The organism is Yoonia rosea, assembly GCF_900156505.1.
Lineage (GTDB): Bacteria > Pseudomonadota > Alphaproteobacteria > Rhodobacterales > Rhodobacteraceae > Yoonia > Yoonia rosea.
Genome location: NZ_FTPR01000001.1, coordinates 1,853,398 through 1,866,962, shown reverse-complemented (window position 1 = coordinate 1,866,962; position 13,565 = coordinate 1,853,398). Strand labels below are relative to the sequence as shown.

At 56.8% G+C, this 13,565-nt stretch carries 15 protein-coding genes; 9 read left to right on the top strand and 6 right to left on the bottom strand.

Annotated features, from left to right (window positions below):
* Positions 1–5: 5 nt before the first annotated feature.
* The 3 genes from B0B09_RS09285 to B0B09_RS09275 are packed head-to-tail and all read left to right on the top strand — an operon-like array spanning position 6 to position 3,864.
* The gene (locus B0B09_RS09285; protein ID WP_076659320.1) at positions 6–1,085 is read left to right on the top strand and encodes a microcin C ABC transporter permease YejB; all 1,080 of its coding nucleotides are present in this window, start codon (positions 6–8) and stop codon (positions 1,083–1,085) included.
* On the top strand, positions 1,085–2,269 hold the full coding sequence (locus B0B09_RS09280; protein WP_076659319.1) for an ABC transporter permease: 1,185 nt from the start codon (positions 1,085–1,087) through the stop codon (positions 2,267–2,269). Before B0B09_RS09285 ends, B0B09_RS09280 begins: the two co-directional genes overlap by 1 nt.
* Positions 2,266–3,864 carry an ABC transporter ATP-binding protein gene (locus B0B09_RS09275; RefSeq protein WP_076659318.1) on the top strand — a complete coding sequence of 533 codons (1,599 nt, stop codon included), beginning with the start codon at positions 2,266–2,268 and terminating at the stop codon, positions 3,862–3,864. Before B0B09_RS09280 ends, B0B09_RS09275 begins: the two co-directional genes overlap by 4 nt.
* Positions 3,865–3,963: 99 nt before the next feature.
* Here the strand turns inward: B0B09_RS09275 and B0B09_RS09270 are convergent, their stop codons facing one another.
* Both B0B09_RS09270 and B0B09_RS09265 read right to left on the bottom strand, forming a co-directional pair.
* Positions 3,964–4,305 (bottom strand): 4a-hydroxytetrahydrobiopterin dehydratase, encoded by a 342-nt coding sequence (locus tag B0B09_RS09270; protein WP_165689314.1) that lies wholly within the window; start codon positions 4,303–4,305, stop codon positions 3,964–3,966.
* Positions 4,292–5,092, bottom strand: coding sequence for a phenylalanine 4-monooxygenase (locus B0B09_RS09265; RefSeq protein ID WP_076659316.1), 801 nt, complete (start codon positions 5,090–5,092; stop codon positions 4,292–4,294). Before B0B09_RS09265 ends, B0B09_RS09270 begins: the two co-directional genes overlap by 14 nt.
* 124 nt (positions 5,093–5,216) lie before the next feature.
* On the opposite strand from B0B09_RS09265, the gene B0B09_RS09260 reads away from it, so the two are divergent.
* Positions 5,217–5,678, top strand: a complete 462-nt coding sequence (locus B0B09_RS09260) for an Lrp/AsnC family transcriptional regulator (protein ID WP_055294689.1) — start codon at positions 5,217–5,219, stop codon at positions 5,676–5,678.
* Between the two features lie 91 nt (positions 5,679–5,769).
* Here the strand turns inward: B0B09_RS09260 and B0B09_RS09255 are convergent, their stop codons facing one another.
* Positions 5,770–7,242: a serine hydrolase gene (locus B0B09_RS09255; RefSeq protein WP_076659315.1), complete on the bottom strand. Its 1,473-nt coding sequence runs from the start codon at positions 7,240–7,242 to the stop codon at positions 5,770–5,772.
* A gap of 282 nt (positions 7,243–7,524) precedes the next feature.
* Here B0B09_RS09255 and clpS point away from each other — a divergent pair, with 282 nt between their 5' ends.
* From clpS to B0B09_RS09240, 3 genes are read left to right on the top strand one after another with little or no spacing between them, the layout of a single operon-like run.
* The gene (clpS, locus tag B0B09_RS09250; protein ID WP_055294056.1) at positions 7,525–7,866 is read left to right on the top strand and encodes an ATP-dependent Clp protease adapter ClpS; all 342 of its coding nucleotides are present in this window, start codon (positions 7,525–7,527) and stop codon (positions 7,864–7,866) included.
* A gap of 24 nt (positions 7,867–7,890) precedes the next feature.
* Complete coding sequence (locus tag B0B09_RS09245; RefSeq protein WP_076659314.1) at positions 7,891–8,859, top strand: class I SAM-dependent methyltransferase; 969 nt, start codon at positions 7,891–7,893, stop codon at positions 8,857–8,859.
* Between the two features lie 21 nt (positions 8,860–8,880).
* The gene (locus B0B09_RS09240) at positions 8,881–9,684 is read left to right on the top strand and encodes an SDR family NAD(P)-dependent oxidoreductase (protein WP_055294060.1); all 804 of its coding nucleotides are present in this window, start codon (positions 8,881–8,883) and stop codon (positions 9,682–9,684) included.
* On the opposite strand, the gene B0B09_RS09235 is transcribed toward B0B09_RS09240, so the two are convergent.
* On the bottom strand, positions 9,685–10,101 hold the full coding sequence (locus B0B09_RS09235; protein ID WP_242654369.1) for a hypothetical protein: 417 nt from the start codon (positions 10,099–10,101) through the stop codon (positions 9,685–9,687).
* Between the two features lie 71 nt (positions 10,102–10,172).
* Here B0B09_RS09235 and hemF point away from each other — a divergent pair, with 71 nt between their 5' ends.
* A complete protein-coding gene (hemF, locus tag B0B09_RS09230; protein ID WP_076659313.1) occupies positions 10,173–11,051 on the top strand; it encodes an oxygen-dependent coproporphyrinogen oxidase in 879 nt (292 codons plus the stop codon).
* A gap of 1 nt (position 11,052) precedes the next feature.
* Here the strand turns inward: hemF and B0B09_RS09225 are convergent, their stop codons facing one another.
* Positions 11,053–11,442: a hypothetical protein gene (locus B0B09_RS09225; RefSeq protein WP_076659312.1), complete on the bottom strand. Its 390-nt coding sequence runs from the start codon at positions 11,440–11,442 to the stop codon at positions 11,053–11,055.
* Positions 11,443–11,496: 54 nt separating this feature from the next.
* A complete protein-coding gene (hemE, locus tag B0B09_RS09220) occupies positions 11,497–12,531 on the bottom strand; it encodes a uroporphyrinogen decarboxylase (protein ID WP_076659311.1) in 1,035 nt (344 codons plus the stop codon).
* 94 nt (positions 12,532–12,625) lie between these two features.
* Here hemE and hemC point away from each other — a divergent pair, with 94 nt between their 5' ends.
* The gene (gene hemC, locus B0B09_RS09215) at positions 12,626–13,561 is read left to right on the top strand and encodes a hydroxymethylbilane synthase (protein WP_076659310.1); all 936 of its coding nucleotides are present in this window, start codon (positions 12,626–12,628) and stop codon (positions 13,559–13,561) included.
* Positions 13,562–13,565 lie beyond the last annotated feature (4 nt).

Below are 13,565 nucleotides of genomic sequence, written 5' to 3'. Positions count from 1 at the left end.
ATTCCATGGGCGCCTATATCCTCCGACGCTTGTTGCTTGTGATCCCCACGCTGTTGGGGATCATGATCATCAATTTTACGCTGACACAGTTTGTGCCCGGCGGGCCGATCGAACAAATCCTCGCCAATCTTGAAGGGCAGGGGGATGTGTTCGAGGGTATCTCGGGTGGCGGCGGTGACGCCGATCTGGGCCAAGGATCTGATAGCGATTATGTCGGCGGGCGCGGTTTGCCACCCGAATTTATTGCCGAGCTTGAGCGCGAGTTCGGTTTTGACAAACCCCCGCTTGAACGCTTCCTCAACATGATGTGGAACTACATGCGGTTTGACTTTGGCGAAAGCTATTTCCGGTCAATCAGCGTGCTTGATCTGGTGCTGGAAAAGATGCCGGTCTCGATCACTTTGGGGCTTTGGTCGACATTAATCGCCTATATGATCTCGATCCCGTTGGGGATCAAAAAGGCTGTTAAAGATGGCACGCCGTTCGACACATGGACATCCGGTGCGATCATTGTCGGCTATGCGATCCCGGGATTTTTGTTCGCGATCCTGCTCATCGTACTTTTTGCAGGCGGCTCCTATTTCCGTCTCTTCCCGCTGCGTGGCTTGACCTCGGCCAACTTCGAAGAGCTGTCGCTGATCGGTAAGGTCCTCGATTACTTCTGGCACATCACCTTGCCGGTGTTGGCCTCGACGATTTCGGCCTTTGCCACGCTGACGTTGCTGACCAAGAACAGCTTTCTTGACGAGATCAAAAAGCAATATGTGATCACCGCCCGCGCCAAGGGCCTGTCCGAACGCAAGGTGCTTTACGGCCACGTCTTCCGCAACGCGATGCTGATTGTCATCTCTGGCTTTCCGGCGCTGTTTATCGGCGTATTCTTCGGCGGGTCGCTGATTATCGAAACGCTGTTCTCGCTTGATGGTCTGGGCCGACTGGGGTTTGAGGCTGCCGTGGCACGCGATTATCCGGTGGTGTTTGGTACGCTTTTTGCCTTTTCGCTGATCGGGCTTGTTGTGGGGATTTTGACAGATTTGACCTATGTGTTGATTGATCCGCGCATTGATTTCGAGGCGCGGAACTGATGGCTAAACGTCCTTTTCTTTCGCCATTGAACCAGCGTCGTGTGCGCAATTTCCGCCGCAACAGGCGCGCGATGTGGTCACTGATCATCTTTGGTATTCTCTTTGGCCTCTCGCTCTTTGCCGAATTCATCGCCAACGACAAACCCATCGCCGTCAGCTATCGCGGCGAAATTCGGATGCCGATCTTCAGCTTTTATTCAGAGCAGGACTTTGGCGGTGATTTCCCGACCGAGGCCGGATACGGGGAGGTTGAGGTCGATTGTCTGATTGTCACAGGCGGCCTGCAAGAGTGTTTTAATGATCCCGAGACACTCATCGCCGCTGTCGATGCAGGCGAGACGCTGGATGGTGACTTTCAGGCAGGGTGGATGCTCTGGCCCATTATCCCTTATTCCTACAACACCATCGTGGATGTGGGCGGTGTCGCACCCGCCCCGCCCAGTGCCGATAACTGGCTTGGGACCGATGATACCAAGCGCGATGTGCTGGCGCGGGTGATTTACGGGTTCCGGTTATCGGTGACCTTCGCGCTGACTGTGACGGTGGCGGCATCTATCATCGGGATCATGGCGGGGGCTGTGCAGGGGTATTTTGGCGGCTGGACCGACCTGATCTTTCAGCGCTTTATCGAGATATGGACGGGGATGCCGTCGCTTTATGTGATCATCATTGTCTTTGCGATATTGGGGCGAAGTTACTGGCTCCTTGTATTCCTCACAGTGCTGTTCGGTTGGCCCGCCCTTGTGGGTGTTGTGAGGGCCGAGTTCCTGCGCGCGCGCAACCTTGAATACGTCCGTGCGGCCCGCGCACTGGGCGTGCGCGACCGGACGATCATGTTCCGCCATATGCTGCCCAACGCGATGGTAGCGACGGTGACGATGCTGCCTTTTCTGGTGACAGGGGCGATTGGCGGTTTGGCGTCGCTCGATTTCTTGGGTTTCGGCCTGCCGTCCTCGGCCCCGTCACTGGGCGAGATGACCTTGCAAGCCAAACAGAACCTGCAAGCACCGTGGCTTGGCTTTACCGCCTTCTTTACCTTCGCGATCATGCTGTCGCTTCTGGTGTTCATCTTTGAAGGGGTGCGCGATGCCTTTGATCCGCGCAAAACCTTTGTGGCGGATGGCAACGTGGTGAAGGACGACACGCTTTTTGAGACCGAAGCCGCAAAGGCCCGTGCATCATGACCACCCCGATCCTTGATGTGAAAGATCTGCGCGTTGCTTTCCGGCAGGAAGGCACACCAACCCATGCGGTCAAGGGTGTGTCCTTTCAGGTGCAAAAGGGTGAAACCGTCGCGATTGTGGGCGAAAGCGGGTCTGGAAAATCCGTAACCGCGCTGTCCACTGTCCAATTGCTTGGCGACAGCGCTGTAATGGCGGGCTCAATCAAATACGCGGGCGAAGAAATGGTCGGCGCGGATGAACGCGCTTTGCGCCGTGTGCGCGGCAATGACATCAGCTTTATTTTCCAAGAGCCTATGACCTCGCTCAATCCGCTACACACGCTGGAAAAGCAGTTGGCCGAGAGTATTGAGCTGCATCAGGGCTTGCGTGGCCCAGCGGTGCGCGCGCGGATCATCGAACTGCTTGAGCGTGTCGGGATCCGTGACGCTGAAAGCCGCCTTGGGTCCTATCCCCATCAACTCTCGGGCGGGCAGCGCCAAAGGGTGATGATCGCGATGGCGCTGGCGAACGGGCCAGAGCTTTTGATTGCGGATGAGCCGACGACAGCGCTGGACGTGACTATTCAGGCACAAATACTGGACTTGCTGGCCGATCTGAAACGCGACGAAGGCATGTCCATGCTGTTCATCACCCATGACCTAACGATTGTGCGCAAGATTGCGGATCGGGTCTGTGTGATGAAGGACGGGCTGATCGTTGAAATAGGCCCGACAGCAGAACTGTTTGCGCACCCGCAGCACCCTTACACCCAGATGCTCTTGGCTGCGGAGTCAACCGGCGTGCCATCACCGGTGCAACCGGATGCACCCGTGATTTTGGAAACAGAACAGGCACGCATCTGGTTCCCGATCCAACGCGGTCTGCTCAAACGGACGGTGGGGTATATCAAAGCGGTAAACGACGCGACGCTGACCGTGCGCGCGGGCGAAACCTTGGGAGTTGTGGGGGAAAGCGGATCGGGAAAGACCACGCTGGCGCTCGCGATGATGCGGTTGATCAGCTCGGAAGGGCGGATCGCCTTTCGCGGGAAGGATATTCAGCACCTGAACCAACGCCAGATGCGGCCTTTGCGCAGTGACATGCAGATCGTGTTTCAAGACCCATATGGCTCGCTCAGCCCGCGGATGACGGTGGCTGAAATTATCGCCGAAGGTCTGGGCGTGCATGGCGTGGAACCCGGACGTGACCGCCGTGATATGGTTGGGGAAATCATGGCCGAAGTGGGCCTCGATCCGGCCCTGATGGATCGCTATCCGCATGAGTTTTCAGGTGGCCAGCGTCAGCGGATCGCGATTGCGCGGGCGATGATCCTGCGGCCCAAATTGCTGATCCTTGATGAACCGACCTCGGCGCTGGATATGACAGTACAGGTGCAGATCGTGCATTTGCTGCGCGAATTGCAGCAGAAATATGCGCTGGCCTATCTGTTTATCAGTCACGACCTGAAGGTTGTGCGCGCGCTGTCCCATAAGGTGATGGTGATGAAACAGGGCGATGTCGTCGAGGCAGGCGATGCCGATGCGATCTTTGACGCGCCGCAGACCGAATATACGCGCGCGCTGATGGCAGCGGCTTTCGAAGGCAAGGTTGCCTGAGAAAAGTGATGCCGTTGTGACTGGCGACCGAGCGGGATAGAAGGATTGTCCCTTGCTCTGCGGGCGGGGACGCTTTTTCGCCCCCCCCGCCATTCTCAATTAGCCAACGGCGGCGTCCAGCTTTGCTGCGCAAATGAAATCGTTCTCTGACAAACGACCCAGTTCATGCGACGTGAATGTGACGTGGCAATAGCCCCATCCAAAAGCAATATCTGCATGATGCCCTTCTTTGTCACTGATGAAGGCGGTGAGGTTGGCCATATAGACCGCCTTCGCAAATGCTTTGAAGGTGAATTTCCGAGACAGGCTTTCCGCTTTTTCGTCCATGTGCCAGGCGGGATCAAGCTTGGCTTTGAGTGCTGCAACCTGTGCATCGCTCAGTGGTGGCACCCAGCCCTCGCAGGCCGCGCAGCTCTTTGTCGTTAAATCATTCACTGACATTTGTCTTTTCCGGATATGTCGGCGCATGCAGGCCGAGGGATCGGGCGTTTGCGATATCGGCCAGCAGGTCGCGCTGACATGTCTCAAGCAGTTGGTCGACGCTCTCCAGCACAAAGTAGATCGGTTGGTTAATGTCGATCCGGTAAGGCGTGCGTAAAATGTCGATCACGTCAAATGGCTTGCGCACGACCGATGGTTCATGGATTGCGTGGCCCAACTCACTTGGTGAAGATGCAAGGCCTGATCCCAGCGCTTTGATCGTTTCGCCCTCTTTGATCAATCCAAACTCAACGGTAAACCAGTAAAGCCGGATCAACCACGCGTAATCGGCCTTATCGCACACGAGGCCCGTTTTGCCGATAAACTGCGAAAACTTGGCAAACCGCGCGTCAGTCAGCAACGGCGTATGCCCATAGATCTCGTGGAAAATATCAGGCTCTTCGATATAGTCGAAACTCTCGCGATCACGGATAAAAGATGCCGCAGGGAATGTGCATTCGGACAGCATTTTGAAAAACCGAGAAAAGCCGATCAAGGCAGGTACAGGTTCTACTTTCCAGCCCGTCAAATCAGTCAGAACCTGCGAAACCTCGACACATTGCGGTACGCGGTCTGTGGGCAGGTTAAGTTTCTTTTGGCCCTCTAGAAACGCGCGCGCGGCAAGAGCATTCACACTCGGTTGCTGCTGTGCGACCAGATCACGCCATACGGCATTCTCGGCATCGGAATATGCGATAAACCCGTTTTCATCAGGTTGCTTAGCGACATATTTGGTATCTTTCGGCATCTTTGACCTCATGCATTGCTTGAGGCATGATGCTGTGAGAATGCAGAATAGAGTTACCTAAGAGTATTGATCCACGCCAATATGAGGCAAATAATTTTGAAAAATATATGGATTGGGGCAAATCATGCTTGATACGTTTGAGCGGCTTATTCTGAAAGTCCTGCAGCGCAATGGACGCGCGAGTACGCATGAATTGTCAGAGGCTGTAGGCCTTTCTCCATCGCCTTGCTGGCGACGCATGAAGCGATTGGAGGAGGACGGCTATATTTTGCGGTACGCAGCCATTCTGGATAGTAAAAAGCTCGGGTTGCATGCATTTGCGCATGTCCAAGTTTCGCTGGTTGATCACAGCGAGGCCACGATCAGAGCATTCGAGGCCTTTATCGAACGTGACCAACATGTGTTGGAGTGTGCGTCGATAACCGGTGACTTCGACTTCATTCTGAAGATCGCAGCGAAAGATCCGGAAGCGCTGGAGCAATTCATCATGCAACAAATCCTCCGCCTTGGTGTGGTTCGTACAACCACGACCAACTTTATTCTCCGTCAAATGAAAGTGTCCGGCGGGCTCCCCATTGACGTCTAGGCGGTGTTTTTGAAATCACCCAACCCGGCACTGGTTCGCGCCAACGTCAATCTGGTGTGTCAGGGGCGAACAGTGGCGCTGTGACCGCGTCCTACCCTTCGGATCCAACCATGAAACACGTGGTTCCACGCGCCTGCAGCCTGCGGCAGGCCAGGTCGGCCCCTTCACGGGTCAGCCCCATAAAGTTGGCATCAAAGCCGCCGGACCGCTGCACCACGCGCCGGAGCGCGCCGTCAAGCGCGCTCATCTCGTTCAGCGCAACCCGCAGCAGGACCCGTTCGGCGTCATGCCGTGTGTTATACCGTCCCACATTGACACCCCAATGCCGTCCTCCGGATGTCGAGATGCGTGTCACAACTTCTGGTCCTGTGTCTGTGATGGCAGTTTGGGGGGGCAATGCGGCAACCTGTGTCGGTGGTGAGGGGCGAGGGACAGGTGTGACCGCGGGAACGGCGTCCGCAATGACTTGCGTGGGTGCTGCTGTTGGTGCTGAAGCGCCAAGCGCCTCGGCGAGGGCCGCGTTAACGGACTCAGAGATGGCTGCGTTGATCACGTCGGTATCAACAGCGGCAACAAGCAATTCTTCGGAGACCGGCGCGGCTGTCGGGCGCGCAACGGGGCGGATGCTGCGCGTGATCAGACCGCTGACACGGACGATCTTGCCGGGGTTTACCTGCCCGCTGCCGTCCGAGCTTGAGAGCATCGCCGCCGGTGGGTTCGGACGCCGGATTGTCGCACGCGATGGCGCACGGTTAAAACCCATGTCCATAAGCTCGGTAATGCGTGCATTCCGGGCCGAGGTGGACGATCCACCAAAGACAGTTGCGATAATACGTTCCTGACCGCGCTGCGCCGAAGCGACGAGGTTAAAGCCAGCAGCACGGGTATAGCCTGTTTTGATGCCATCCCCGCCTTCATAGCTATCCAGCCAGCGACGGTTCGTGTGGCGGACGGTGGCAACGCCTGCATCGGCAGAGCGGCGCGAGAAAAGGTTATAATACTGCGGGAAATCATAAATCACGTGACGGCCAAGCACGGTCATATCGCGCGCAGTCGACAAATGGCCGGACTGGGTCAGCCCGTGGGCGTTGAGAAAGTTTGTGTCGCGCATCCCCATCGCGCGGGCGGTGCGGTTCATGCGCGTGGCAAAGGCCGCTTCAGAGCCCGATATCGCTTCACCAATGGCCGTGGCAGCATCATTGGCGGATTTGACAGCTGCGGCGCGCAACAAGAAGCGTAGGGCAATTGTTTGCCCTTCGCGCAACCCCAGTTTTGACGGGGGTTCGGATGCTGCAAGGCGGCTGATGCGGACAGGGGTATCAAGCGTGATCTCGCCGCGCTCGATCGCCTGAAAGGCAACATAAAGCGTCATCATTTTGGTCAGGGATGCGGGGTGCAGTGGCGTATCGGCGTTGCGTGAATGCAAAACCTCACCCGTTCGCGCATCCATCACCATGGCCGCATAGGGTGCCGCAATCGCACGGATCGGTGCAACCAGTAAGCATACCAGAATTACGCATAGAAATAGCCCGTGGAGGGCCCGCTGTCCCAGACGACTTGTCACGTCGCTTGCCTCTTTTTCTGCCTCAATGACCCCGGATTTTTCCGGTGGTCTTATTGTTATGAAGAAAGGCTAGCATAAGTCGCGTTTTCAGAAAATACCCTAAATTCAAAGACTTTTCCGGCACTTCTCGCGTATATTCGCAACATGTAGTAAGGTGACGCGATCATGGCGCAAGATAGCTGATTTTCCCGTCTTTCACGGCATGTTATTGATTGTGACAGATGGGGTTTTCATGCCCCACCTGTGCCTTATATATAACGCCAAGCACACAGGGCGGATGGAATGCGCAAAGAGTTTTACATGATGGCTGACAAAAAGGGTGACGACGACGGCAACGTCGGCGTGGCGCTTGAGACGAAGCCCAAGACCAAGCGCCCGCCCATGTATAAGGTGCTGATCTTGAACGATGATTTCACCCCAATGGAATTTGTCGTCCATGTTTTGGAACGTTTCTTTGGTCTGTCGCATGCGCAGGCATTCGAGCTGATGTTGACGGTGCACAAAAAGGGTGTCGCTGTTGTCGGCGTCTTCAGTCACGAGATCGCCGAAACCAAAGTTGCGCAGGTGATGGATTTTGCCCAGCGGCACCAACATCCCCTCCAATGTACGATGGAGAAAGAGTAGCGCCGTCGCTATTCGCACCCTCAGATGTCCCAATCCCGTCTCAGCACCGCTATCGCAGATGGCATGATCGCGTTGCCTTCGGGCAACATTTCCCTGATGCGCCCATCGGCAACCTACGATATTTCTGCCTTGCCGCGCGACGACATCCACATCGCGCACGGATTTTACCCTGATGTCGCGGCTTGGCAGGCAGCGGGCTATGACGTCCGCCAGGATTTGCAGGAGTGTGCTGTCGCCATCGTCGTTGTGCCACGCTCCAAAGCGCTGGCACGTGCGATGGTGGCCGAGGCCTGTGCCAAGGCCAACTTTGTGATCGTGGACGGGCAAAAGACCGATGGTGTGGATAGTCTGTTCAAATCCTGCCGCAAGATTTTGGGTGATCTCCCCTCGATCCCGAAAGGTCATGGACGGATTTTCTGGTTTGCTGCAACAGATGCTTTTGCCGATTGGACCGCACCGGAGCCTGCCAAAGGCCCGCACGGATATTTCACCACCGCCGGTGTATTTTCGGATGGCGCTGTTGATGCGGGTTCGGCTTTGTTGGCCGAAGCACTTCCCGCGAAATTGCCCGCGCGCATGGCTGATCTGGGTGCTGGCTGGGGCTATTTGGCCGCACCTGTTCTGGCACGCGATGGTGTGAAATCGCTTGATCTGATCGAGGCAGAGGCGCTGTCCTTGCATTGCGCCAAGCTGAATGTCAGTGACCCGCGCGTCCATTTTCATTGGGCAGATGCGACGCAATTTGATGGATCCGGCTACGATGGCATTGTCATGAACCCGCCATTCCACACATCCCGCGCCTCTGATCCGAGCCTTGGGCGCAGCTTTATCCAAGCGGCGGCCCGCCTGCTGGCCCCGCATGGCAAACTCTGGATGGTTGCCAACCGTCATTTGCCCTATGAGGCGACACTGACCGAATGTTTCCGCAATGTGGACATGATCGCGGGTAATGGTGCGTTCAAAGTATTCCACGCCAACCGGCCACAGCGCTGACCGGATCAAGGGAGAGCAAAGATGTCATTTTCCATTTCTGGAAAGACGGCAATTGTGACGGGTGCAGCCAATGGTGTCGGCTTGGCCATCGGACGGCACTTTGTCAGAATGGGTGCGAATGTCGTTTTCGCCGATATGGATGAAAAAGCACTGATCCATGAAATCGGGGATGAGGCCGAGAAAGAGGAAAACATCCGCATCTTTGCGGGTGACCTGCGCAAGAAACTGACAATCGCGAACCTGCTGTCCGCCACGGTTGATGCGTTTGAACGGGTGGATATTCTGGTCAATGCCGCGCGGCAGGTCATGGAAACCGACCCGCTCGACCCTGATGACAACTCTGTCGAGGAACTGCTCCAGCAAAACGCGATGACAGCCCTGCGGGTCAGTCAGGCCGTGGCGCGGCGCATGATCAAACAGGCCGATGGCGAAACAGGTGATCCGATTGGTGCCATCGTGAACCTCAGCTCGATTGCCGCGCGCCGCGCGCATCCAGATCTGCTGGCCTATTCGGTCAGCTCTGCCGCGTCAGACCAGATGACACGTTCCTTGGCTGTGGCCCTTGCACCACATGGTATCCGCGTGAATGCAGTGGCCTTTGGCAGCGTGATGAGCGCGAGCCTGAAAGGATCACTCAAGGATCATGACGAAATGCGCGAGGCGATTGTCGAAAGCACGCCACTGCATCGTATCGCAAGCCCGGGAGAAGTCTCTGATGCTGTGCAATACCTTGCGTCAGATGCCGCGGCCTTTGTGACCGGACAGATCATAACGGTCGACGGCGGCCGGACCTTGATTGATCCGGCGGCAGTCGCTGCGCATTAATCATTCAGGGTGTAGCGCGATACACTGAGCGACAGCCTGATTGGACGCTGCTTGTAATTGCGCGAAACGCTCTTCCAGTGAGTCTAGCTTTGCGCGCTCGGCATTCAGGTCGATGGCGACGGGTACCGTTGTGGTGAAGGTTTCGGTCTCATCACAGCGGAATGTGAATGTTGTTCCGTCCTCATTGCGCCCGCGACAGGTCTCGCGCAGCGTCCGAATCTCTTGCCGTTCTCCAAGCGCATAACCACGCGCCAGATTTGCGCGGGTCTCGTTGATCAGACTGCTCAGAATACGGGTATCGCGTGTGACTTCACTGATGCACTGCTCGCGCGGGGTGGCGCAGGCTGTCAGCACGACAAGAGGCAGCATGAAAAGAGCGCGGCGCATTGAGATGTCTCCGGTTTTGTTCTGGATCATCGTTGCATGATCTTTATGGTGCTTAAAGATAAACACGACACGTTATTCAATATCAGGGACAAAGACCAAGTATGTCAGACGGTTTCGAAGCGGAAAAAAGCAAAGCATCATCATGGTTCCGCACATTGCGCGACGACATCGTGGCATCCTTTGAAGGGCTGGAAGACAGTCACAAAGGCGAAGGTGAGATTGGCCGTTTTGAAGTGTCCGAGACCACACGGACGTCGGATGACGGATCAGACGCCGGCGGTGGCTTGATGTCCGTCATGCGCGGAGGCCGCGTGTTTGAAAAGGTCGGTGTGAATATCTCTACCGTTTACGGTCAGTTGGGGGATGCGGCACAAAAGGCGATGGCCGCCCGTGGTGTGCCAGGCATGGCCGAGGATCCGCGCTTTTGGGCGTCAGGCATTTCATTGGTGGCCCATATGCAAAACCCCCACGCGCCCGCTGTGCATATGAACACGCGGATGTTCTGGACACCCCATGCGTGGTGGTTTGGCGGCGGTTCTGACCTGAATCCCTGTATCGAGTATGCCGAGGATACCGCCCATTTCCATGCGACCCAAAAAGCGCATCTCGATCCGCATGGCGAGGATCATTATCCCAAGCTGAGGGCATGGGCGGATGAGTATTTCTACATCCCGCACCGCAACCGTGCGCGCGGCGTGGGCGGTATCTTTATGGACGACTATTGCACCGGCGATTGGGAGGCGGATTTCACGCTGACGCAGGATATCGGCAAAGCATTCCTGCCTGCCTATGTGCCGCTTGTCGAAAAGCGCCGTGATACGCCCTGGACGGACGCTGACAAGGATACGCAGCTGATTCACCGCGGACTCTATGCCGAATATAACCTTGTTTATGACCGTGGCACCAAGTTCGGTCTGACGACGGGACATGACGCGAACGCGGTGCTGATGAGCCTGCCGCCGTTGGCAAAGTGGGTCTGACCTAATCCACCTGAATAAAGCGTGGCCCGTCGATATCACGACTGGTTGGTGTGGTTGGTGTGGTTGGTGATACACGTGTTGAGGCGGGCAAGACGTTGCCCGCTGCCATCTGCATCAGCGCGAGGCGGACCATGAAGGGCGGGACGTCTCTGGGAAGGCCCATCGCGATCATGTCATAGGCCCGCGGTGGTGCGACAGCGACAAAGACCTTCGCTGCCCGCATCATTTGCAAACCAACCGGATAGGTTTGTCCTTCGCGTGCGCCGAGGGCTGCAACGTCCTCGGCGGTGGCCGGAATCAGGAAAATCCAAGCGCAAAGCAACAATAGCCCCGCGCGGACGATCGCACGAAAGCTGTAATAGGCAAATCGCAAGGTGAACGGAATTTTCAACGCGGGCTCCTGTCTGCGGGTCCAGACTATCCTCTCACGTTGAAATATCCAGTCTTAGGCCCCGCGCACCGTATCAATCATCAATTGCACGTTGGCGGGATCGGCATCAGGCGTGATCCCGTGACCGAGGTTGAAAATATGTGGCCCGTTCGAGAGCGCATCAACGATGCGGCGTGTCTCGGACACCAGCGTGTCACCACCCGTCACCATATGCGAGGATTTCAGATTGCCCTGCACGCAGCCGTCTTTCTGCACGTGTTCGGCGACCCAAGCGGCATCGACGCCGTCATCCACCGCTACACAATCAGCCCCGGTAGCCGCATGAACGCTTGCGTATTTGGTGCCTGCACCGCGTGGGAACGCGATGACAGGAATACCCGGATGCTTTTCTTTCAGCGCGGCGGTGATCCGTTGCATCGGTTTGATGGAATAATTGGTGAAATCATCACCTTCGAGCGATCCCGCCCAGCTATCAAACAGCTTTACACATTCGGCACCCGCCTCGATCTGTTTGGACAGATAGGCAATCGTTCCTTCGGTCAGGCGGTTGATGATGCCTTCAAAGACAGGCTTGTTTTCTGCCTTCAGCGCATGGGCCGGCGCTTGGTCGGGCGTGCCTTGGCCTGCGATCATATACGTGGCCACGGTCCAAGGTGCGCCCGCGAAACCGATCAGCGTGGTTTCTTTGGGCAGTTCCTCGGACAGGATTTTCACAGTTTCATAGACTGGGTTCAGCGTGTCGTGAATCGCCTCGATCGGTTTCAGCTTTGCGAGCTCATCTGCCGAGGTAATCGTCGAAAGCCGTGGACCCTCACCGGTGACGAACCAGAGGTCGGCGCCAAGCGCCTGTGGCAAGAGCAGGATATCGGCAAAAAGAATCGCCGCATCAAAGCCGTAGCGGCGGATTGGCTGCAACGTGACCTCGGCGGCCAGTTCCGGATTATAGCAGAGCGACAGAAAATCACCGGCCTGCGCGCGTGTGGCCTTATATTCAGGCAAATAACGCCCGGCCTGACGCATCATCCAGATCGGAGGCGTGGGAAGTGTTTCGCCTGCGAGGGCTCGGAGAATGGTCTTTTGCTGCGCCATGGGATGTCCTTTTGTACTGTTCCTGTGGTCCCAATTGCAGAAGAAGTTGTCAAGGGAGTTGTCAGGCTAGGTTTACACGTCTAACAATCCAGACATGACAGTGAATTTGCCCACCCCCGCTTCGCCTTTCAACATCGGAACCCGTGGTTCGCCTTTGGCCTTGGCCCAGGCCTATGAAACGCGTGCGCGGCTGATGGCCGCCTTCAATCTGCCAGAGAATGCCTTTGAAATCTGTGTGATCAAGGTCACTGGTGACGCTATTCAGGACCGGCCCCTGAAAGAGATCGGTGGCAAGGGCCTTTTCACGCGTGAAATCGAAGAAGCGCTGCTGGACGGGTCAATTGATATCGCAGTTCACTCGATGAAAGACATGCCGGTGGAACAGCCCGGTGGGTTGTTGCTCGACACTTATCTGCCGCGTGAAGATGTGCGCGACGCTTTTGTGTCGCTCGGCGCCAAAGGGCTGGATGATCTGGCGCAGGGGGCGACGGTTGGCACATCGTCCTTGCGTCGCCGGTCGCAGTTGCTGGCCAAGCGGCCCGATCTGAATATCGTGGAATTCCGTGGCAACGTGCAGACCCGCCTGAAAAAACTGGGTGATGGGGTGGCCGAGGCGACGTTTCTTGCGATGGCGGGTTTGAACCGCCTGAACATGACGGACGTGCCGCGCACCGCGATTGCCCCCGAAGATATGCTGCCTGCGGTGGCGCAAGGCGCGATTGGCATTGAGCGCCGTGGTGATGACCACCGCGCCGCAGACATGCTTGCTGCGATCCACGATGGCCCAACGGGTCAGCGGCTCGCGGCAGAACGCGCGTTCCTTGCGCATCTGGACGGGTCTTGTGAGACACCGATTGGCGGCTTGGCGGAACTGGATGGCGGCTCGCTCCGTTTGCGCGGCGAGATTTTGCGCACGGATGGGACCGAAGTCTTTGCCGATGACATGACCGGTGCAATCGAAGACGGCGCCGAGATGGGCCGTGTGATGGCGGCCAAACTGCTGGCGCAAGCGGGGCCCGACTTTTTCTAAGGCT

Excerpts from the sequence above, each read along its gene's own strand:
- B0B09_RS09275 (WP_076659318.1), top strand. The coding sequence starts at position 2,266 with ATGACCACCCCGATCCTTGATGTGAAAGATCTGCGCGTTGCTTTCCGG.
- hemC (WP_076659310.1), top strand. The coding sequence starts at position 12,626 with ATGACAGTGAATTTGCCCACCCCCGCTTCGCCTTTCAACATCGGAACC.
- B0B09_RS09265 (WP_076659316.1), bottom strand. The coding sequence starts at position 5,092 with ATGCCGAAAGATACCAAATATGTCGCTAAGCAACCTGATGAAAACGGG.
- B0B09_RS09270 (WP_165689314.1), bottom strand. The coding sequence starts at position 4,305 with ATGTCAGTGAATGATTTAACGACAAAGAGCTGCGCGGCCTGCGAGGGC.
- B0B09_RS09235 (WP_242654369.1), bottom strand. The coding sequence starts at position 10,101 with ATGATCCAGAACAAAACCGGAGACATCTCAATGCGCCGCGCTCTTTTC.
- B0B09_RS09240 (WP_055294060.1), top strand. The coding sequence starts at position 8,881 with ATGTCATTTTCCATTTCTGGAAAGACGGCAATTGTGACGGGTGCAGCC.
- B0B09_RS09260 (WP_055294689.1), top strand. The coding sequence starts at position 5,217 with ATGCTTGATACGTTTGAGCGGCTTATTCTGAAAGTCCTGCAGCGCAAT.
- clpS (WP_055294056.1), top strand. The coding sequence starts at position 7,525 with ATGCGCAAAGAGTTTTACATGATGGCTGACAAAAAGGGTGACGACGAC.
- B0B09_RS09285 (WP_076659320.1), top strand. The coding sequence starts at position 6 with ATGGGCGCCTATATCCTCCGACGCTTGTTGCTTGTGATCCCCACGCTG.
- B0B09_RS09245 (WP_076659314.1), top strand. The coding sequence starts at position 7,891 with ATGTCCCAATCCCGTCTCAGCACCGCTATCGCAGATGGCATGATCGCG.
- B0B09_RS09280 (WP_076659319.1), top strand. The coding sequence starts at position 1,085 with ATGGCTAAACGTCCTTTTCTTTCGCCATTGAACCAGCGTCGTGTGCGC.
- hemF (WP_076659313.1), top strand. The coding sequence starts at position 10,173 with ATGTCAGACGGTTTCGAAGCGGAAAAAAGCAAAGCATCATCATGGTTC.
- hemE (WP_076659311.1), bottom strand. The coding sequence starts at position 12,531 with ATGGCGCAGCAAAAGACCATTCTCCGAGCCCTCGCAGGCGAAACACTT.